Annotated in this window: 16 protein-coding genes; 8 read left to right on the top strand and 8 right to left on the bottom strand. The window is 59.1% G+C overall.

Annotated features, from left to right (window positions below; translation table 11 throughout):
* Positions 1 to 205: 205 nt before the first annotated feature.
* On the top strand, positions 206 to 1,399 hold the full coding sequence (locus ACMX25_RS05010; RefSeq protein ID WP_414948681.1) for a tetratricopeptide repeat protein: 1,194 nt from the start codon (positions 206 to 208) through the stop codon (positions 1,397 to 1,399).
* Between the two features lie 366 nt (positions 1,400 to 1,765).
* On the opposite strand, the gene glgX is transcribed toward ACMX25_RS05010, so the two are convergent.
* Positions 1,766 to 3,964 carry a glycogen debranching protein GlgX gene (gene glgX, locus ACMX25_RS05005; protein ID WP_414948431.1) on the bottom strand — a complete coding sequence of 733 codons (2,199 nt, stop codon included), beginning with the start codon at positions 3,962 to 3,964 and terminating at the stop codon, positions 1,766 to 1,768.
* 463 nt (positions 3,965 to 4,427) lie between these two features.
* On the opposite strand from glgX, the gene ACMX25_RS05000 reads away from it, so the two are divergent.
* From ACMX25_RS05000 to ACMX25_RS04985, 4 genes are all read left to right on the top strand, one after another.
* On the top strand, positions 4,428 to 5,843 hold the full coding sequence (locus tag ACMX25_RS05000; protein WP_414948430.1) for a DUF2252 domain-containing protein: 1,416 nt from the start codon (positions 4,428 to 4,430) through the stop codon (positions 5,841 to 5,843).
* A 267-nt stretch (positions 5,844 to 6,110) separates the two neighbouring features.
* Positions 6,111 to 6,557 (top strand): large conductance mechanosensitive channel protein MscL, encoded by a 447-nt coding sequence (gene mscL, locus ACMX25_RS04995; RefSeq protein ID WP_414948429.1) that lies wholly within the window; start codon positions 6,111 to 6,113, stop codon positions 6,555 to 6,557.
* A 375-nt stretch (positions 6,558 to 6,932) separates the two neighbouring features.
* Positions 6,933 to 7,424, top strand: coding sequence for a hypothetical protein (locus ACMX25_RS04990; protein ID WP_299712521.1), 492 nt, complete (start codon positions 6,933 to 6,935; stop codon positions 7,422 to 7,424).
* A gap of 1,165 nt (positions 7,425 to 8,589) precedes the next feature.
* Positions 8,590 to 8,799, top strand: a complete 210-nt coding sequence (locus ACMX25_RS04985) for a dodecin (RefSeq protein ID WP_097262386.1) — start codon at positions 8,590 to 8,592, stop codon at positions 8,797 to 8,799.
* 147 nt (positions 8,800 to 8,946) lie between these two features.
* Here ACMX25_RS04985 and ACMX25_RS04980 read toward each other — a convergent pair whose 3' ends face one another.
* From ACMX25_RS04980 to ACMX25_RS04965, 4 genes are all read right to left on the bottom strand, one after another.
* A complete protein-coding gene (locus tag ACMX25_RS04980) occupies positions 8,947 to 10,050 on the bottom strand; it encodes a BMP family ABC transporter substrate-binding protein (protein ID WP_414948428.1) in 1,104 nt (367 codons plus the stop codon).
* A gap of 92 nt (positions 10,051 to 10,142) precedes the next feature.
* Entirely contained in the window at positions 10,143 to 11,072 is a 930-nt protein-coding gene (locus tag ACMX25_RS04975) for an ABC transporter permease (RefSeq protein WP_414948427.1), read from the bottom strand.
* Positions 11,073 to 11,080: 8 nt separating this feature from the next.
* Positions 11,081 to 12,187: an ABC transporter permease gene (locus tag ACMX25_RS04970; RefSeq protein WP_414948426.1), complete on the bottom strand. Its 1,107-nt coding sequence runs from the start codon at positions 12,185 to 12,187 to the stop codon at positions 11,081 to 11,083.
* On the bottom strand, positions 12,184 to 13,776 hold the full coding sequence (locus ACMX25_RS04965) for an ABC transporter ATP-binding protein (protein WP_414948425.1): 1,593 nt from the start codon (positions 13,774 to 13,776) through the stop codon (positions 12,184 to 12,186). The genes ACMX25_RS04970 and ACMX25_RS04965 overlap by 4 nt, the downstream gene beginning before the upstream one ends.
* 269 nt (positions 13,777 to 14,045) lie before the next feature.
* Here ACMX25_RS04965 and ACMX25_RS04960 point away from each other — a divergent pair, with 269 nt between their 5' ends.
* Entirely contained in the window at positions 14,046 to 14,978 is a 933-nt protein-coding gene (locus ACMX25_RS04960) for a LysR substrate-binding domain-containing protein (RefSeq protein ID WP_414948424.1), read from the top strand.
* 10 nt (positions 14,979 to 14,988) lie between these two features.
* On the opposite strand, the gene ACMX25_RS04955 is transcribed toward ACMX25_RS04960, so the two are convergent.
* The gene (locus tag ACMX25_RS04955; RefSeq protein ID WP_414948423.1) at positions 14,989 to 16,359 is read right to left on the bottom strand and encodes an 8-oxoguanine deaminase; all 1,371 of its coding nucleotides are present in this window, start codon (positions 16,357 to 16,359) and stop codon (positions 14,989 to 14,991) included.
* A gap of 544 nt (positions 16,360 to 16,903) precedes the next feature.
* On the opposite strand from ACMX25_RS04955, the gene uraH reads away from it, so the two are divergent.
* Positions 16,904 to 17,257 (top strand): hydroxyisourate hydrolase, encoded by a 354-nt coding sequence (gene uraH / locus ACMX25_RS04950; protein WP_414948422.1) that lies wholly within the window; start codon positions 16,904 to 16,906, stop codon positions 17,255 to 17,257.
* A 99-nt stretch (positions 17,258 to 17,356) separates the two neighbouring features.
* Entirely contained in the window at positions 17,357 to 18,550 is a 1,194-nt protein-coding gene (locus ACMX25_RS04945) for a urate hydroxylase PuuD (RefSeq protein ID WP_414948421.1), read from the top strand.
* A 1,165-nt stretch (positions 18,551 to 19,715) separates the two neighbouring features.
* On the opposite strand, the gene ACMX25_RS04940 is transcribed toward ACMX25_RS04945, so the two are convergent.
* The gene (locus tag ACMX25_RS04940; RefSeq protein WP_414948420.1) at positions 19,716 to 20,204 is read right to left on the bottom strand and encodes an ureidoglycolate lyase; all 489 of its coding nucleotides are present in this window, start codon (positions 20,202 to 20,204) and stop codon (positions 19,716 to 19,718) included.
* A gap of 26 nt (positions 20,205 to 20,230) precedes the next feature.
* On the bottom strand, positions 20,231 to 21,241 hold the full coding sequence (gene alc, locus ACMX25_RS04935; protein ID WP_414948419.1) for an allantoicase: 1,011 nt from the start codon (positions 21,239 to 21,241) through the stop codon (positions 20,231 to 20,233).
* Between the last annotated feature and the right edge of the window lies 1 nt (position 21,242).

Here is a 21,242-nt window from a genome sequence, read left to right as displayed (position 1 = left end):
TGAGAATAGAGCAGGACCAAGGCTTGCGCCCTTTTTGGGGCGAACGCCTGACCGCGTGAAGCACTAATGAGGGCAACCTCAAGTCTGTGCGCGGTCAAAGGCGCAGCGAACGGCGCGGTAGCGCGGTTCGCTGCGGGCAGCATTGGGGAATTGCATCGAAATGTCGCATGGAATGGAGACGGGTGCGAAACGCCCCGGTCCGCTAATGAAAAAATATGTGATGGCCGTAATTGCATCGCTGATGCTGGTTTCGGCAACGGCCTTCGCCGCCGTGCCGACCGCCGGTCAGATCGAACAGTCGATGACGCAAGGCAACTGGAGTCAGGCCGACGCTCAGTTGCAAGAAGTGCTGCAGGCGCATCCGAACAACGCCAAGGCGCATTATTTGTACGCGCAAGTGCTGGATCGCGAAGGTCGCTCTTCCGACGCGCTCGCCCAGGTTCAACAAGCGCGCGCGCTCGACCCAGCCATCAAATTCACCGATCCGTCGCGCTTTAACGCGATGGAAGCGCGTATCCGTTCGGACGCGAACCGGGTGAATTCGTCGGCTACTACGTCCAACTCGTCTAACTCGACCTCCACCGCGGTCACGCGCAATCCGTTCAATCAAGGCGCCGTCGCAGCTCCCGAAAAACATGGGCCTTCAATGGGCATGTGGGTGTTGCTTGCGGTCCTGTTCGTCGGAATTGCACTCGTGTTGCGCTGGGGCCTGAAACGCGCGCGTTCGAACGATGACGGCCAGGCCGATGCCGATCGCCGCACGCAACTCAAGCGCGCGACCGAATTGCTCAACGACATCCGCTCGCTGAAGCTCGACGTGCGTTTATCGACGCAACCGGGGCATGAAGCGATGCTTCAGGAAGTCGAAGGTATCGAAACGCAATTGCGCCAGATGGTCGAAGCGTTGTCGAATTCGAAAAACCCCGTGCCGCCGTACGCGATCGAGGATCTGTCGAACCAGATCGACAGCGTGCGGGCGCGTTCAGAAGGCCGGCCCGATCCGCGCGCAACCGCTGCACCAGCAAGCGCAGATGGACAGTCGGTTTATGCGCAGGAAGCTGAGCGATTCGGCCGCAACCCGCAACAAGGTCAGCCGCCCTATTCGCCTTATCCGCAACAGCAGCCGCCGGTCATCGTGCAGCAAGGCGGCGGTTTTGGTGGCGGCATGGGTGGATTGCTGACGGGCGTGCTGCTGGGTGAGGCAATGTCCGGCGGCAATCGCGAGCGTGTGATCGAACGCGAAGTGCCGGTTGATGACGACGAATTGCGCCGTCGCCGCGGTAACGACGGCAACAACGGCGGCGGCCTCGACTTCGGCAACGGCTCGAACGACTGGAGCGACAACGGTGGCGGCGTCGACCTGGGCAGCAATGATTCCGGCAACTGGGACAACTCCTGAGCTGAGCGTCGAGTTTCGAGCGTCGGCTGAATGTTAAAAAGCTCCGGACGAATCTGATGGATTCATCCGGAGCTTTTTTATTTGGCGCGTGAATTTGACACGAGGCGAGACTTCATCCGCCCCCGAGAAAGCGCAGCAACGCCCAGAGGAATTTGAAGAATCCCACGATAAATTCCCAGATGCGCTCGAGTTGATCCCAGTTCGCGACACGCATGATTGCGTCGAGGATCATATCGACTGGGTGCACTGCACGGAAGACGGCGATGCGGACGGAAACCACGGGCGGCAAGGTAAGCAAAACAGCGGGTCAAGGTTCATGACCCGCATGATAGCCGTTACGAACCCGCGGTCGTCGATAACGCCGTCTTACGTTGCGTTACCCGCCTCCGGATCGACTTCATCGGTGAGCGCTTCTTCCAGGCGCTTGAAAATCCGCTTCGTCGCGCCGCGCGCATGCAACGCGAACAAGAGCAGCGACCGTCCGGTCACCTGATAGATCGCGCCCGAATCGAAGTCTTCGAGTTCTTCGCGGATCGGCGCATTGGTATCGATCAGGCAACTCCACTGGTCGCTGCCTGGAATCTCGGGCAGCGTCAGGTCCACCACGTCATGGTGCGCGTTGATCACGAGCAGCAGCGTGGCATCCGATGCAGGACGGCGAATGCCCGTTGCCTGAGCGCGTCCATCGATAACAAGCGCGAAGCAGCGCATCGACGGATCGTCCCACTGTTCCGGCGTCAGTTCCTCGCCCGAAGGGCTCAGCCATTTGACATCGGAAAGTTGCAGGTCTTCATGGAATTCGCCCGTCAGGAAACGTCCACGACGCAGCACCGGCAACGTGTGCCGCAAGGTCGTCAGCTTGCGCACGAAGTCGTTCAATGCGCGGCCGTCGTCGTCGATGTCCCAGTTGACCCAGCTGATGTCGTCGTCCTGGCAATACGCATTGTTGTTGCCCTGTTGCGTGCGGCCGAATTCGTCGCCGGCAAGGATCATCGGCGTGCCTTGCGAGAACAGCAGCGTTGCCAGCATGTTGCGTTTCTGGCGTTCACGCAGCGCGCGGATTTCAGGGTCGTCTGTCGGGCCTTCCGCGCCGCAATTCCATGAGCGATTGTCCGAGCTGCCGTCGTTGTTGTCCTCGCCGTTTGCCTCGTTGTGCTTCTCGTTATACGAGACGAGGTCATTCAGCGTGAAACCGTCGTGCGCGGTGATGAAGTTCACGCTCGCCCAAGGACGGCGGCCGCGATGATTGAATTTATCGCCGGAACCTGTGATGCGCGTGGCCAACTCTGCCGCCACGCCCTCTTCGCCCTTCCAGAACTCACGCACCGTATCGCGGTATTTGTCGTTCCATTCCGCCCAGCCCGGCGGGAAACCACCCACTTGATAACCGCCCGGGCCGCAATCCCAAGGCTCGGCGATCAGCTTCACGCTGGAGAGAATCGGGTCCTGGCGGCAACTGTCGAGGAATCCGCCGCCTTCGTCGAAACCGTAGGTCTCGCGGCCGAGGATGGTCGCGAGATCGAAACGGAAACCGTCCACATTCATCTCGGTGACCCAGTAGCGCAAGCTGTCGGTGACCATCTGCAGCACGCGCGGATGCGACAGGTTAAGCGTGTTGCCCGTGCCGGTATCGTTGATGTAATAACGCTTGTCTTCAGGCAGCCGATAGTACGAAGCATTGTCGATACCCTTGAACGACAGCGTCGGGCCCCGTTCGTTGCCTTCGGCGGTGTGGTTGTACACCACGTCGAGAATGATCTCGAGACCCGCTTCGTGGAAGCGGTCGATCATCTGCTTGAGTTCCGCAACAGCCCCCGGGCCTTGCGCGAAGAAGCGCGGATCGGCGGCGAAAAAGCCAATCGTGTTGTAGCCCCAGTAGTTGGTGAGGCCTTTGTCGGTGAGATGACTGTCGTTCACGAACGCCTGGATGGGCAGCAGTTCAACCGATGTCACCCCCAGGCTCTTGATGTGTTCGATCACTTCCTTCGTGCCCAATCCCTCGAATGTGCCGCGCAAATTCTCGGGCACGGCGGGGTGACGTTTCGTGTAACCGCGCACATGGGTTTCGTAGAAGATGGTCTGTTCCCAAGGCACGCGAACGCGCGTCGGGTGGACCCACGAAAAGCTCTGGTCGACCACCTGGCACTTTTGCACGAACGGCGCGCTGTCGCGTTCATCGAACGTGAGGTCATCGCCGTCTGCATTCAGCGTGTAGCCGAACACCGCCGGGTCCCACGTCAACTCGCCCACGTGCGCCTTCGCGTACGGGTCGAGCAACAGCTTGTTCGGATTGAAACGATGCCCGTTCTCGGGCTCATAAGGACCATGCACGCGATACCCATAGACCGCGCCCGGTTTCAAACCGAATAGATAGACGTGGAAAACTTCATCGGTATATTCAGGCAATTCGATGCGTTCGAGTTCTTTCTCGCCGGTTTCGTCGAAGAGGCACAGTTCGACTTTCGTGGCGTGCGCGGTGAACAAGGCGAAGTTGACGCCCTCGCCGTCCCAGGTTGCGCCCAGGGGAAACGGCGAGCCTTCGGCAATGCGGATATCGTGTGCCATGTATGCGTGTGTCCAGGTGTTGGATGCTTCAGTCGATATGTGATCGGTGCTTCAATCGGTGCTGCTGGTAGCGGTTCAACCCGCCGCACCGTGTGTGATTAGCGTGTTTTCGCCGGGATGGGGATGGATTACCGCGTGCGTCTTGCAACGTCATCCCGAGCCCAGAGGCAGGAAAGAACAGCAGGTTTCGTGCCTATTGCAGAGGGTCCTTTTCGGACAGCTATTGGTAGTGGGTCTGCAGGTTTGATATTGCGCGCGGAATGGCTTTGCTCGTTTCGAAGCGGAAAAAGAAACCGCCAGCCTTCGTTTTGGGCGCACGGGTCTGTACGGAAACGCTATGGGCGCGCATTGTGCTCGTGGATCTTTGTTTCTGGCCATCGTGTCGGGCGAAGCGCCGCAGTCATCACCCCGTCATTAGAATCGCGCGCACCCTACGATATCGATCAATCCGAGGAAACCCGTCTTGCCCACTCAGCCTACGAAAACCGCAAGTCCACCCGTCAGCTTATCCGGCACGGCCACTGGCAACGCTGAGGAAAGCCGTGCTCTTGGCCGCTCGCTGCGCGACTCGATCCCCTTCGACGCGCACGCAAACTGGCAGCCGGAACGTGGCCGCCCGGACCCCGTGGCACGCGTGCTCGCCAACAACGCGGGCCGGCAGGAGCGGCTGATCCCTCTGCGCATGTCGCGCATGGCTGCGTCGCCGTTTGCGTTCCTGCGCGGCGCCGCAACCGTGATGGCGTGGGATCTCGCGCACACGCCGTCCATCGGGCATCACGTGATGATTGATGGCGATGCCCATCTGAACAATTTCGGCCTGTTCCGCACGCCCCGGCAAGACGTTGTTTTCGATCTGAACGACTTCGATGAAACGCTGGTCGCCCCGTGGGAATGGGATTTGAAGCGGCTCACCGCCAGCATTAATGTGGCGGCGCGCGAAAACAGCGTCGACGCAGCCGGCCGCGAGCGCGCTGTACGCACCGCCTGCGCTGCCTACCGCACCACGATGTCCACGCTGGCACAAGTTCCCGCGTACGAGTTGTGGCAGATGCGCTCGTACGCGAGCGTGTTGCATATCGAAGCGCCGGTTACGCTCGATTCGCCCGAGAAGGCGACCATTGCGAAGGCTGTCGAGCGCGCGACCAAGCGAAGTCACGCGACCATGCTGGCCCGCGTCGCAGAGCCGGACGGCAAAAGCTGGCGTTTTCGCGACGAGCCGCCAATCCTGACCCGTCTCGATGCCGCAGAGAAAAACCACGTGACCGAAGGGCTGCGCGGGTATTTGCAGACCATCGCAGGCGAGTGGCGCACGATGCTCGAGCGCTACGACGTCGTCGATGTCGCGCATCGCGTGGTGGGTGTAGGCAGTGTCGGGACACGCGCGTATTTGCTGTTGCTGCTCGGGCGGGCTCATGCCGATCCGCTCTTCATGCAGGTCAAGGAAGGCATCGTGCCGGCCGCCGCGCCCTTCGTGCCCGCGCTCTCTGAGCCGTTCAGCCACCAGGGTCGGCGCGTGGTACACGGCCAGCGCTTGCTGCAAAGCTCCTCTGACCCGTTGCTCGGCTGGACGACTATTTCAGGCCGCGATTTTTACGTGCGGCAGATGAAGAATATGCGTGGCTCGATTCCAGTCGACTGGCTGCATGGCGCGACCTTCGACTTCTACGCGTGGTGTCTCGGCTTGCTGCTCGCACGCGCTCATGCGCGCACCGGCGACGCCGCCCTGATCGCCGGTTATTGCGGTAACTCAGACCGTCTGGATGCAGCTTATGCACGATGGGCGGAAGGGTACGGCGCGCAGACGGTCGTCGACCACGCCTCGTTCGTCGCGGCAATTGCGCAGGGCCGGGTGATAGCGGCGCCACCAGAGAAAGCGTAGCAGTGCGATGGGGAAATGAGGAGACGAGCGAGCAGCATCCATCCGCCAAACCCTGTCCAATCCGCCGATGAGTCGAAAAACCCGGGACGCAAATGCGACCGATTCGCTATCATTGTCGTCATTCGTTTAAAAAACGGTGAAAGCCTGAACAGTTACGCAATGCCGGGACGGCGGCTGAAATGCAACCTGCGAGAGGAAACGCAGACGTCGTCGAATGGCACATCCTTTGCTGCCGATTCTTATGATCTTTAATGGAGAAAGCAACGCATGAGCATGATTCAGGAGTTCAAGAGCTTCGCCCTCAAGGGCAACGTGATGGATCTGGCGGTCGGTGTGATTATCGGCGGCGCGTTTTCGACCATCGTCAATTCGATCGTCAAGGATCTGATCATGCCAGTCGTGGGGCTGGTCACGGGCGGACTTGATTTTTCCAACATGTTCATCAAGCTCGGCGACATTCCGCCCACTTTCAAGGGCAATCCCGATTCGTACAAAGACTTGCAGACGGCGGGTGTCGCCGTGTTCGGTTATGGCTCGTTCATTACCGTGCTGATCAACTTCCTCATCTTGGCGTTCATCATTTTCCTGATGGTCAAGTTCATTAACAAGCTGCGCCGGGCCGAAGAACCCGCGCCGCCGCCTGCTGCGACGCCGGAAGACGTGCTGTTGCTTCGTGAGATCCGTGATTCGCTGAAGACGTCACCGCGGGTTTGACCTAGGTGTGTGTGAGGCAAGCGTCTGCCTTGAGTCTTCAAGACAGGCAGTGTTCCAGGAAAGCCCGTGACGGCGTCGTCGCGGGTTTTTTCGTTTTTTGGATGCAATCGGGGAGTTGGTGGCATTCATGACACGCGTTTGAATTTTCTGGCGAATTTTCATCGCAGCGGGGTTTCGTAGGTCTATTATTGAGACAGAAACATGCGAGCCGCAGCAGGATTATCGGCATGATTTGTGCGCCACCGAGAGGGCCGGTTGAGCATGACCGGCTTGGCGGTGTCCTAAACTGAATCGCCGTGAAGCCACCACTTCGATGTGCTATAAAAGATCGATGTGTCCAGACAAACGAGCGGCCCGCCAGACGGGAGTGGCCGCATGAGGACGCTGCGTTTTTTGCAATTCTTTTTCAGGCGAATTTTTATGTCCTTCCCGAAAAAGCGTAGACGCGCAAAGGTCGACGGTGACGAGTCTTTCCTCGCCGTGCTTAGGCATTTCAAGCCGTTCGGCCAACTCGATACCAAGATTGCACGCGCCCGCGCACAGGATGAGCCGGTGTTGTATGCGCATGTCCTGCCCGGTCTCGATGTTCTTCTTTGCAGCGTTCGTGGCGCGCAACCGCCGTATCCAGCGGTGGAGGAGTTGCATCGGCGGTGTATCGAATGTATTACGAACGCGCTGGAGCAGCCGCTCGATGGGCTTGAGAATGGCGGGTATTGGTATGAAGCCAACGGGTTCGGGTTTCTGGTGTTTGCCAGCCGGGTCCGGACGCAGATTTTGAGCGAGTTTGGAGCATCGGCGAGTGCGAGGAGCAGGCGCGGCGCGCGGCGGCAGGATGCGGGGGATGCGGCTTCAAGGCCACTACGGTAGGTAGTTTGTTCGCACCGGTGGACGGGGTTTTGGTGGGTCTTGGGGTTGCTGTTCTGGGTTATGCCAGGTTCTTGCGTTAGCGGTCTGAGTTATTGCCGGGTTGGGGCTTTCCAGGTTTTTGGTCTGCCTGACTCGGATTTTCTCTTTATCACTATTAGCCACTGCGCGTGGCAGCGCGTCATTTCTTTGTCCAAAGCGACAAAGAAACGAAGCAAAGAAAACGCTTTCACCGCTCTACCCTAAGTGTCCACAGCGTGCAGTTCCATTTCATGGGTGCCCCAAAAGCACGGTGCTCGCCAGAGCCACGGATGTGTGAACCCCTCTTTCTCCGAACACAGATACCCCACGCTTCGCCACCAGTGACTGAACCTGCCCGAGGAGCACCCCGCGCTATCCGCGTAAACCACCCACCGAATTTGTACGCACGTCGAACCACGTCGCCAACCCACCAAGAAACGAACTCACCAAACTGTGTCAGGCCGTGACCGACGAAAATTACTCTGGATTGCGTAGCCAATTCACTAGAAACCGAAACCGTGAATACGCATCAGGCTGTGATCCACGAATATGCCGCGCGGACTAGGCAGTTAGCCCACGAATACCTAAATACTAAATGTGCGTGAAGTCGCGCACGTCCTTGGTAAATCATGCTTACCCGAGAGCGCGGGCGGCGACGCATACTCGTATAGGAGCGCGCGCCCATGCGTACGCGTGAGGCCGTATAGGTTCTACGGCAAGGGTGCTTGCCCGAGAGCGTACGGGGCGAAGCGTTTTACTGTCAGGATTCGCGAGAAGGAGGGGTTCAAACATCCTAAGCTCTTGCGAGCACCGTGCTTTTGGGGCACCCATGAATCAAAACTGCACGCTGTGGACACTTAGGGTAGAGCTGTTAAAAGCGCTTTCTTTGCTTCGTTTCTTTGTCGCTTTGGACAAAGAAATGACGTGCCGCCACGCACAGTGGCTAATAGTGATAAAGAGAATGGCTAACCCAAGTAAACCCCGAACACTGAAAGCAGCAACCCGGCATAAACTAAGACCACTGACGCCAGAACAAGGCAACCCACCACGCCCCACGAACACCCCACCCTAGGCGCATGATTTGCTAAGTCCTACGAACGCCACATAACTGTGCAATGCCGCCAGGCAGAAAATCAAAGGAGCCACAATGACCAATCACGTCTACAAGCAAATCGAACTCACCGGGTCATCGACCCAATCAAGCGACGATGCCATTCGTGTCGCGCTCGAAAAAGCCTCAAAAACCCTCCGCAACCTGCACTGGTTTGAAGTCATCGGCACCCGCGGGCAAGTCGAGGACGGCAAGGTCGCGCACTGGCAGGTCACGCTTAAAGTTGGACTGCGAATCGACGATTAAGATTAATCGCGACGCAGACAACAAAGGCCGCACTTCATCGAAGCGCGGCCTTTTCTTTTTCCTATGACGGAAACGATGACAAACCGCAGGTAAGTTTTGCGAAATCGCATGCCCTGCCAGCGACTTCGCAAACTGCCCCGCGCCAAGTTACTTCGGCAACGACCCGTCAACGCCTTCCACATACCAGTTGATACGTTGCAATTCCGGATCCGACAGGTTCTGGCCAGCCGCAATCTTGACCGCGCCCGACTGGTCCTTGATCGGACCCATGAACACGTCCCACTTGCCGCTCTGCAGCTCTTCACGCTTGGCGTCCACTGCCTGAATCGCCTTGGCCGGCACCACCGCCGTATTCACGTCCTCAAGATTCACCGCCTTTTGCGGCATACCCAGCCAGACCGGATCGGTCTTGACCTTGCCATCCAGAAGCTGCTGGCCCATCGAGTCGTAATACACCTCCCAATGCTGCACCACCGAACCCAGGTGCGCGCTCGGTCCGAACTTCTTCATGTTCGAATCCCATCCAAATGCGTACACCTTCTTCTCGGCAGCCGTCGCCAGCGTCGCATTCGAATCGGTGTTCTGCAGCAACACATCCGCGCCCTGCCCGATCAGCGTTTCCGCCGCCTGCTTTTCCTTGCCCGGATCGAACCAGCTATTAATCCAGATCACTTTTGTGTGGATTTTCGGATTCACCGAACGCGCGCCCATCGTGTAAGCGTTGATGTTGCGGATCACTTCGGGAATCGGCACCGATGCCACAAAGCCCAGCGTGTTCGTCTTCGTGACGTAACCGGCAGCGACGCCAGCGAGATAGGCGCCCTGGTACATGCGGTTATCGTAGACGCCGAAGTTTTTCGCCTTCTTGTAACCCGTCGCGGACAGGAACGTAATGTCCGGATAGTCGCGCGCCACCTTCAACTGGAAGTCCTGGTAACCAAAACTGGTGCCCACGATGACCTTGTTGCCCTTGGCAGCCAGATCGCGGAACACGCGCTCCGAGTCCGCCGACTCCGGCACGTTCTCCACCCGCGTGATCTTGATCTTGCTGCCGTACTTGGCCTCCATCACCTTCGTGCCGGCATCGTGGGCAAAGGTCCAGCCCGCATCGCCGGGATTGCCGAGATACACGAACGCAACGCCCGGCGCATCAGCGGCCCGGGCGGGACCGGCGACCATCGCGGCGGATAGCGCGAGCATCGTGCCCACGGCTCCGGCCGCGCCCAAGGTGTTCAGCCAGCTTTTCTTCATCGTGCTTCTCCTGTCGATGGTTCGATAATGTTTGTAAAAATGGTGCCGCAGTTTCATTGGCCAAAATCGCAAAATCGAGCCGTGGTTCGTTGTCAGCTAGCAGCAAAAAACGGCTTGCCGAGCGACGCTGGCGCATTCAGCTTGATCGTGTTCGGATTGCGCGAGATGAGCACCAGTACGACGATCGTCGCGACGTACGGCAGCATCGCGAGGAACTGCGTCGGGATGGGCACGCCAATGGCCTGCGCGTAGAACTGCAGCGCCATCACCGCGCCGAACAGCAACGCGCCGATCAGCAGCCGCCCCGGGCGCCACGTCGCGAACACGACCAGCGCCAGAGCGATCCAGCCGCGCCCCGACGTCAACTGTTCCTGCCACAAATGCAGATAAACAATCGAGTAATAACCGCCCGCAATCCCCGCCATGCCGCCGCCGAAAAGCGTCGCGCCATAACGCACACCGATCACCGGAAAACCCACGGAGTGAGCCACCGATGGCGACTCGCCAACCGAGCGCAACACCAGTCCCGCGCGCGTTCGATATAAAAACCAGCTGATCACGCCAAACATGATGAACGCGAGATAACCGAGCGGCGTCAGCGTGAAAAACGCGGGTCCGATCACGGGAATGGATGTAAGGCCGGGAATGGGCAGCACATCGATGGTCGCGCGCACCGCCGCCGACGTATAAGGCTTGCCGATATACGCCGAAAACCCAATGCCAAATATGGTCAGCGATAACCCCGTGGCAACCTGATTCGCGAGCATGGTGATCGTGAGGAACGCGAACACAAGCGACATGAGCACGCCCGCGACAATCGCGCCCACGATGCCCAGCCACGGATTGCCGGTGATCGCGGTCACGGCGTAACCGGTGACGGCGCCCATCAGCATCATGCCTTCCACGCCGAGGTTCAACACCCCCGATTTCTCGGCGACAAGCTCCCCGGCGCCGGCGAACATCAGCGGAATGGCGGCTACAACGGCGCTTGAAGCAAGCGAACTGGCCTGATTGATGTCCATGTTTTTATCTACGAATGCGCGTGCGCGGATACCCGGCGCCGCACGCGATAGTTGACGAACAGGTCTGCCCCCAACAGGCAAAACAGCAGCAATCCCTGGAATACACCGGCGAGCGCCTGCGGCAATTGCAGCGACGTCTGCACCGCTTCGCCGCCGAGATACAGCAACGCCATCAAAAGACTGGCGAGCACGATGCCAACCGGATGCAAGCGTCCGACAAACACCACGATGATCGCCGTGAAGCCGTACCCCGGCGACCAGCTCGCCTGCAATTGCCCGATAGGCCCGGCGACTTCGCCCATGCCTGCCAGCCCGGCCAGACCGCCGCTCAGGAGCAGTGAGGTCCAGATGGCCTTTTTATCGGAGAAGCCGGCGTAGCGGGCGGCTAATGGCGCCAGGCCACCCACGTTCATCCGATACCCCGCGAAGCTCTTGCGCATGAAGAGCCATACAAGCGGAATTGCGATGACCGTCAGGAACACGGACGCGTTGATGCGCGTGCCCTTCAACCAGGCCCAGCCCCAATCGGCGTAAAGACGCGGGAATTGCGCTGAATCGCCGAACATCGCCGAGATCGGGAAGTTCATGCCTTCGGGGTCGCGCCACGGACCGCTGACCAGGTAGATCAGCAACTGCGTCGCGACGTACGTGAGCATCAGGCTCGTCAGGATCTCGTTGGTGTTGAAGCGGCTCTTGAGCAACGCAGGAATTGCCGCCCACGCCATGCCGCCTATCACGCCGCCAATCATCATCAGCGGGAGGATCCACCAGCCGGTGGCATCGCCGACATGAATCGCTATGCCACCCGCCACGATCCCGCCTAATAACATCTGCCCTTCAGCACCGATATTCCAAACGTTCGCCCGATATCCCACCGCCAGCCCCAATGCGATCAGGCACAGCGGCGACGCCTTCAGAACAAGTTCGGACCAGCCATTCACGTTCGACAATGGCTCGATGAAAAACCCGTGCATCGCGCGCACCGGGTCCTGGCCCACGAGCGTAAAAATCAGGAAGCCGATAATCAACGTCAGCACCGCGGCGATCAGCGGCACGGCAAGCTGCATGGTGCGAGACGGCGCAGGCCGCGCTTCGAGTCGATAAGGAAAATTCATTGTGTCGGGGCCGTGGTGTCGAGGGCGACGGGGTCGGCACGATTGCCATCGAAGAGACCGGCCATGAAGAGGCCGATTTCTTCTGCGTTGGTCAAACCAGTCTCCCGGACCGGCGAAAGCTTGCCGCGAGCGAGAACGGCAATGCGGTCGCAGATATCGAAGAGTTCTTCCAGTTCCTCCGATATCACGAGGATCGCCACGCCCCGCGCAGCGAGATCCAAAAGTTGTTGCCGGATGAAACCCGCCGCACCGACATCGACGCCCCAGGTCGGTTGCGCGACCACGAGCACCTTCGGCTCCTGCAAGATCTCCCGTCCCACGATGAACTTCTGCAAGTTGCCGCCCGACAAACTTTGCGCGAGCGCGCCGTTGCCGCCGCAGCGGACATCGAACGCGCTGATGCAGCGGTCGGCGAACGCGCGCATGGCTTTCGTGCTGATCCAGCCGCCGTGCACCATGTGTTCGCGATGCCCCGTCAGCAGGGCGTTTTCCGCCAGCGACATGGCCGGCACCGCGCCGCGCCCGAGCCGTTCCTCGGGCACGAAGGCGAAGCCGAGCGCGCGCCGTCCGCCCGCGCTATAGCGCGCGGCGGACTGGCCGATGATCGTGATGGCATCGGGGGCCACGTGTTTATCGCGGATCTCGCCTGAGAGCGCGGCCAGTAATTCGGCCTGCCCATTCCCCGATACCCCCGCAATGCCGAAGATTTCTCCCGCATGCACGGAGAACGACACGTCCTGCAGCGACGTACCGAACGGATCCGGGCTGACAACGGATAAGTTCTTCACCGCGAGCTTCACGTCGCCCGGCGTATGTTCGCGACGGGTGTAGTCGGGCAGCGAATGACCGACCATCAGTTGTGCGAGCGATGCGTGTGTCTCCTTGCGCGGATCGACGCGCCCTGTCACCTTGCCGCCGCGCATGACGGTTGCGGTTTGACACAGCGCCTGGATTTCGTCGAGCTTGTGGCTGATATAGAGAATGCTGCATCCCTCCGACGCCAGCCGTCGCAGCACCGTAAAGAGCTTCTTGACCGCTTGCGGCGTAAGCACGGACGTAGGTTCGTCCATGATCAGCAGGCGCGGGTTCTGCAGCAGGCATCGCACGATCTCCACGCGCTGGCGTTCGCCCACCGCGAGACTGTGTACGTGGCGTTGCGGATCGACATCGAGACCGTAATCCGCCGAGACCTCGCGGATCCGCTTGCCGAGCGTCTTCAGGTCGAATTTATCGTCGAGAGCGAGCGCGATGTTCTCGCCTACCGTCAGCGTATCGAAGAGCGAAAAGTGCTGGAACACCATGCCGATACCCAGCTTTCGCGCCGCTGCCGGACTGCCAATCTCGACCGTCTCGCCGTTCCACTGGATCTCGCCTTCGTCCGGACGCACCGCGCCGTAGATGATCTTCATCAGCGTCGACTTGCCCGCGCCGTTCTCGCCGAGCACCGCGTGGATTTCACCCGGTTCGACGATAAGCGTCACGTCGTCATTGGCCTTGACGGCGGGATATTGCTTGCTGATGCCGTGAAGCGCGAGGCGCGATGGTCGCGCACCGCCCGGCTGAATGGATGAGGAAATGGCGTCGCCCATATGGACTCAGAAAGTGCGGAAATTGCGCAAAACCGGGATGCCCGGCATGGCAGCAACGGAAACATGCAATCTGCGAGTAAAAGATACCCAAAACAGTGCGAGCCGTCGATTGCTCAAAATAGTGCGCGCAATTAGCAACAGCACGGTGTTGCACAGCGTGCAACGAATGTGCTTGCGGGTATGCCCAGCTTGACGGAAACAATGTGTCATATTAAAAACAATATGTTCTGCACCTTGGTCGATCAGCCTGACCGTATATTGGAGAGAAGATGAGTCAGCAACGCGAAGCGATCGACACTTACCTGTTACGCGTCCTTCATACCCTCTTGATGGAGCGCAGCGTCACGCGCGCGGCCGTCAAGCTCAATCAGTCACAACCTGCAATCAGCGCAGCGCTCAGGCGCCTGCGCGACATCACCGGCGATCCGCTGCTCGTGCGCGGCAAAGCAGGCATGGTGCCGACCGAATACGGCCTCCGCCTGCTCGAACCCACGCAAAACGCGCTGCGCGAAATCGAACGCATCAAGGTTCAGCAGCACAACTTCGAGCCCTCGACGTCCGTGCGGTGTTATCGCATTGGCTGCCCGGATTATCTGAACGTGCTGTTCGTGCCGACCGTGGTGGAGCGCTTTCGGATAGCCGCGCCCAATGCCACGCTCGAATTCCATTCGCTCGGCCCCGCTTTCGATTACGAACTCGCGCTGGAAGAAGGCAAGCTCGATATCGTGGTGGGCAACTGGCCCGAGCCGCCTGAACAACTGCATCTCTCGAATCTTTTTGTCGACAAGATTGTTTGTCTCGTCAGTTCGAATCACCCGTTTGCCCGCCGCGGCGCGCTTACGCTCGATCAATATCTCAACGCGCCGCACCTCGCGCCTACGCCCTATTCCGTGGGCCAGCGCGGCGCGATCGATGTGCATCTGGCGCGCGAACGCCTCAAGCGACATGTCGTCGTTACGCTGCCCTACTTCAATCTCGCGCCGTACGTGCTGATCAAGTCGGATCTCGTGTTCACCACGACCCGTTTGTTCGCCGATCACTACGCCAAATTCTTGCCGCTGACCGTGGTGCCGGCCCCGCTCGATTTCCCGCCGATGCAGTACTACCAGTTGTGGCACGAGCGCTGCCATTACTCCGATGAAGTGAGGTGGCTCCGCCACCTCGTCGCCGACGCCACCCGCTCGCTGATCGAAACGCCCTAGCCTTGGTTAATTAGTTGGCCATCGCGATCAACTGACCCGCCAGCCGGTTGTGCCGTTCGACGATCGGTCCAAGATCGACCGTCGTCAACTGACCGTGGCGCACGACGACCTTCCCGTCGATAACACTCGTCGATACCTGCGATGGCGCGCAGAACACCAGCGCCGCGACGGGATCGTGCAGCGCGCCGGCAAAACCGTGCTGACTTAGATCGAAGGAAACGAAATCTGCCGCCATGCCGGGCGCCAACGCGCCGATATCGTCCCGGCCCAGCACCTTCGCGCCTCCCAGCGTCGCGATTTCGAGCGCTTCGCGTGCGCTCATGGCATCGGGACCGAAACCCACGCGCTGCAACAACAACGCTTGCCGCACTTCCGCCACCATCTGCGCGCCGTCGTTCGATGCCGATCCGTCTACACCAATGCCAACCGTCACGCCCGCGTCGCGCATCGCCCGGATGGGCGCAATGCCCGACGCCAGCCGCATGTTCGAACACGGGCAATGCGCGACGCCTGTCCCCGTGCGCCCAAATAACTCGATACCCGCGCGGTCCAGCTGCACACAATGCGCGTGCCAGACATCCGGTCCGACCCAGCCTAAATCCTCCGCATACTCAGCTGGCGACATGCCGAACTTCTCGCGGCTGTACGTGACATCGTTCACGTTCTCGGCGAGATGCGTATGCATCGATACCCCGTATTCCCGCGCCAGCAGCGCTGAATCGCGCATCAGTTCACGGCTGACCGAGAACGGCGAGCACGGCGCCACGACGACACGCAGCATCGCGTAACGGCCTTCGTCGTTATACGTTTCGATCAGGCGCTGCGTGTCCTTCAGGATGGCGTCTTCTTTCTCGACCACTGAATCGGGCGGCAATCCGCCGTCTTTCTGCCCGACACTCATGCTGCCGCGCGCCGCATGAAAACGCATGCCGACCTGCTGCGCCGACGCAATGCTGTCGTCCAGGCGCGCGCCGTTCGGATAAATGTAGAGATGGTCACTCGACGTCGTGCAGCCCGAGAGCAGCAATTCGGCCATGGCCGTTAGCGTCGACACCTCGATCATCTCGGGCGTCAGGTTCGCCCAGATTTTGTACAGGCTGGTCAGCCAGCCGAACAACTCCGCGTTCTGCGCGGCCGGAACAGCCCGCGTGAGGCTCTGGTACATGTGGTGATGTGTGTTGACCAGGCCGGGAATCACCAAGTGGCCTGACAGGTCCAGCACCTCGTCCGCTTCTTGCGGCAAGTCGCTGGTTGCGCCTACCTGTGTGATCCGGTTGCCTTCTATAAACAAACCGCCGTTGAGAATCTCGCGTCGCGTCTCATCCATGGTGACGAGCACACGCGCGTTCTTCACCAGCAATGTCCGGGGTGTTTGTTGCATGCCGATCTCCGCTATTTCACTGTTTTACCGAGGGCGCAAAAGCATAGAAGCACCGCTTGAATCCGCGCCTGTTACCCGGTTACCCAGCGTCGATCGCCGTCTTCGGAATGCCCAGCGACCCGCGCTGTGTAAGGCCGCCGTGGCCGCTGTGCAAGACGCTACTGTCCGTAGCCAAAAAGCCTCTGACAATGCTGACACTGCCATAGTTGTCTTCACAGACTCGATATGATCGCGAATTTTGGCTCGGGTAGCATCGCCGGGAAGCGGTGAAAAAGGACTGAGACCCGGGCTGAAACCCTGACGTTTTCTTTACGAAAGCGCAATAAGCGGGCAGGCGATATGTGCTGGCGTTTATCTTGCCTATCGCGCACGTTATGATCACCGCAACTTTTTACAATACTGTACACGGCGCGCATCCTCTCACGCCGACGGGTATGTAGCCACGCTTGTGGAGCCTCGATCCGCCGCTGATTGTCGAAACATAGACGAGAACTCAGACGGTTCGATGCGCAGCCGCTCCTCGCACACTATAAGGACAACGCGAATGGGCAAGCTCACAACCCACGTACTTGATACTGCGCACGGCCGCCCCGGCGACGGTATCAAGGTCGAACTTTTCGTGCTGACCGGCGACGCCCGGCGCGCGCTGCTCACCACGCACACCAACTCCGATGGCCGTTGCGATGCGCCGTTGCTGCAAGACGACGCGTTTGTCGCCGGCGAATACGAACTCGTGTTTCACGCCGGCGATTATTTCGCGGCGTGCGGCGTGGACCTTCCTGCGCCGCGCTTCGTGGACCGGGTGGTGTTGCGCTTTGGTATTGCCGACGCGACATCGCACTATCACGTGCCGCTGCTTGTATCGCCTTGGGCATACAGCACGTATCGCGGTAGCTGAGGTTTTATCCTTTATCCGATGCTCAGTGTGTTGGCTGACGCGTGTTCCTCTCGCGTCGGTCAGATGAATCGATAACAAAATTTGTAGTGGAGATGTTTCATGCAAGGCTTTATTGTTGACTGGCTGAATCTTGCTTTGCGCTGGCTGCACGTGGTGGTGGCAATTGCGTGGATTGGCGAGTCGTTTTATTTCGTGGCGCTCGACAACAGCCTGAAGCCGCCGAAGGATCCCGCGGCGACCAAACGCGGTGTGTTTGGCGAGTTGTGGCACGTCCATGGCGGCGGTTTTTACAACATGCAGAAGTACACGGTTGCGCCGCCGAACATGCCCGACGATCTGCACTGGTCGAAGTGGCCTTCGTACACCACGTGGATGTCCGGCTTTGGCCTGTTCATGGTGTTGTACCTGTTCTCGCCGAGCACTTATCTTATCGATAAGAACGTGCTCGATATGGGACCTGTCGTTGCGGTTTCATCGGCGCTGGGTTTCCTGCTGGCGGGCTGGATTGTGTATGACTCGCTGTGCCGATTCCTGGGCAATCGCGACGGTTTGCTCGGGATTTGCGTGGGCGCTTACGTGATCATCGCGGCGTGGCTTGCATGCCATGTGTTTGCCGGGCGTGCTGCGTATTTGATTACGGGCGCGACGTTGGCGACGATCATGTCGGCGAACGTATTTTTCGTGATCATTCCTGGTCAACGCAAGATGGTCGCTGCCATGCTCAAAGGCGAGGTGCCCAATGCCATTTATGGCAAGCGTGGCAAGCAGCGTTCAGTGCACAACACGTATTTCACGTTGCCGGTGGTGTTCGTGATGTTGTCGAATCACTACGCGATGACTTATACGCATCCTTATAACTGGGCTGTGTTGCTGATCATCATGTTGGCGGGTGCGCTGATTCGACAATTCTTTGTGATGCGTCATCGTGGGCAGGTGTTGTGGTATTTGCCGGTGATTGGCGTGTTGCTGATGTTTGGTGCTTTTGCGTGGACCATGCCGAAGGGGGTGCCGACGGTCGCGCCGGTGGCCGGGGCGCCTGCGATTCGTGTGGCCGATATTGAGCCGATCCTGACGCAGCGGTGCGCGACGTGTCATGCAGCTCATCCCACGATGATGGGAGCTGCGCCGGCGGGTGTTTTGCTGGATACGCCGGAGTCGATTTCGTTAAATGCACAGCGGGTTTATCAGCAGGCCGTGGTGTTGAAGGCGATGCCGCTGGGGAATGTCACGCAGATGACCGATGGCGAACGGTCGAAGATTGCTGCGTGGTTTCAGGGTGGAGCTTTGAAGTAGGTTTTCGCTCGCGTCAGTGGACGAGGAGGTCTGCTGGCGCGGTTGGGTTTTGGGCGGTGCGAATGGTTGGCAAGTGGGTTTATGCCAGGGTTCTGGGTTAGCGGTTTTGGGTCTATGCCGGGTTGCTGCTTTTTAGGGTATTGGTCTGCTTCAGTTAGGTGTTCTCTTTATCACTATTAGCCACTGCGCGTGGCGGCGCGTCATTTCTTTTTCCAAAGCGAAAAAGAAACGAAGCAAAGAAAACGCTTTCACCGCTCTACCCTAAGTGTCCACAGCGTGCAGTTTCTATTCATGGGTGCCCCAAAAGCACGGTGCTCGCAAGAGCCACGGATGTGTGAAACCCTCTTTCTCGCGAATCCTGACATTAACACGCTTCGCCCCGTACGCTCTCGGGCAAGCACCCTTGCCCCACGAACCGGCACGGCCTCACGCGCTTTTCCGCTCACGCTCCCATACGAAGTCGCGTCACCGCCCGCGCTCTCGGGTAAGCATGATTTGCCGAGGACGTGTGCGACTTCACGCACATTTACTGTTTCGGTATTCGGGGGCTAATTGCCTGGTCCGCGCGGCATATTCGCGGATCACAGCCGGATGCGTATTCACCGTTTCAGTTTCTGGTGAATTGGCTATGCGACCGACGGTCATTTTCGTTGGTCGCGGCCTGACACATTTTGGTGAATTCGTTTCTTGGTGGGTTGGCGACGTGATTCGACGTACGTCCAAATTCAGTGGTAGGTTCTAGGCGGATAGCGCGGGGTGCCCCTTGGGCAGGTTCAATCACTGGTGGCGAAGCGTGGGGTATCCGTGTTCGGAGAGAGGGGGGTTCACACATCCGTGGCTCTGGCGAGCACCGTGCTTTTGGGGTACCAATGAATTGGAACTGCACGCTGTGGACACTTAATTTTTAGAGAGGTGAAAGCGCTTTCTTTGCTTCGTTTTTTTGTCGCTAAGGACCAAGAAATGACGCGCCGCCACGCGCAGTGGCTAATAGCGCAAAAGAAATCAGCTAATACTGAACCCGCGAAGACCTGGAAAGCAGCAACCTGGCATTGACCCCGACCGCTAACGCAGAACCGGTGCGACCCGGCACTGATCCCAACCACTAACCTTAAAAATCCAGCACCCAACCAACACCCAGAACCAATCCGCAAGCGCGAGCAAAAACTCAACCCATCAACCAAACCGACTCACGAAGCTGAAGCTCGTTAAGATTACAACCATCCCCCCCACGATCCACAACAATAAAGTCGCTCACTTCGCCAAGTGCGATCAACGGATGATGCCAGACGCCCTTGGCATAATTCACCCCTTGCCATCCGCTAGTAACAAACCCACGAATTGCCCCTTCATCAAGCTCCCCCGCCGGCGCCACAACAACCAGATACGGCCGGTCGTTAAGCGGCAAAAACGCCTGACTCCCCAACGGATGCCGTTCGAGCATCGAAACCTCAAACGGCAACACCCGCGGTTGCCCGCGAAACAAATTCACAAGTGCCCTGCCGCCCTCATCTTCCACATCAATTCGGGCAAGATCGTGGAAACGAATCGTCGTCCCAAGGTTGATCGGAATCTGCTTCGCACCCTCAAGCTCAATGACATCGCCGAACGGCTCAAAGGCCGCCCGGGTCAACGGTTCAATCGCCAGTTTTTTCATCGTAAAACCCATGTCATGCGAGCGCATCAAACAAGCGTGCCAAACAACCGCAACCGCGATACACCGCCGTCCGGATAAATGTTGAATCGAACATGCGTGACGGGACCCAACGCGGCCAACTCCGACTCGAACACATGCTGCTTGTCCATCTGCAACTTCTGCTCGCCCAGCAACACCGGCCAGAACATCGCCTGCGTGACAAGCGAACTGTCCGTGCCACCCTTCACATACGCAGCCTGCAATGAGCACCGGTCCGGGTAATTGCCCTTGAAATGCGCCGTATCCACTTCGATCTTCTTGATCACGCCCGGCTGCGCAAGCGCCACGATGCACCAGTCGTTCCCCGGCTCACGACGGCGACGCGTCTCCCAGCCATCACCCATATTTGCGCCGCGTCCCGGCATCAGCAAAGTCGACGCCGGCCCGAAATGCTGGTTGTTCGCGCCAACAACATACGCGCCATTTTCCATGGCGGCGAGATCGAATAGCTCAGTGCGGCTAGCGCTGCTCCAGTCAAGCTGCGGCTGTCCATACACACGCAAGCGTGCAATGCCGCCATCCGGGTAAATGTTCACGCGCAAATGCGTGAAGGGCTGTTCGCTAGTAACGTCAACGTAGTGATGCGTGTTCCCCTGCAACGTCATGGACGGCACGACTTCCGTCCATTGCGTCGCTAGAGTGGGCGCGCCATTCACCACGTGCGCGCCCTCGATAGACGCCGCCGGCGGAAAATTGCCCGTGAAGTGGCTCGTATCGATATCGAAACCTTTGATCACACCCGGACGCGCCAGCTTGACCACACACCAGTCGGACCCGCTCACCCGCTTGCGTCGTGTTTCCCAACCGTCCATCCACTTGCCGTTATCGTCGTATTTGCCCACGATAAACACAGCCGGCTCTGGATTAAGCATCCGCTCTTTCGGTGCGAAAAATTCGTCGCTGGCATCGAGCGCCTGCGCGCCCAACCGCGGGTCCGCGAGGTTCACGTAACGGCGAGTGAATTCGGGCGCGTTGGGATCGAGTGTAGGAGCGGCCATG

Origin of the sequence: Caballeronia eucalypticola (assembly GCF_047608185.1) — a bacterium.
Classification (GTDB): domain Bacteria; phylum Pseudomonadota; class Gammaproteobacteria; order Burkholderiales; family Burkholderiaceae; genus Caballeronia.
Note: the sequence above shows the minus strand (reverse complement) of the source record. Positions and strands in the feature narration are given on the sequence as shown.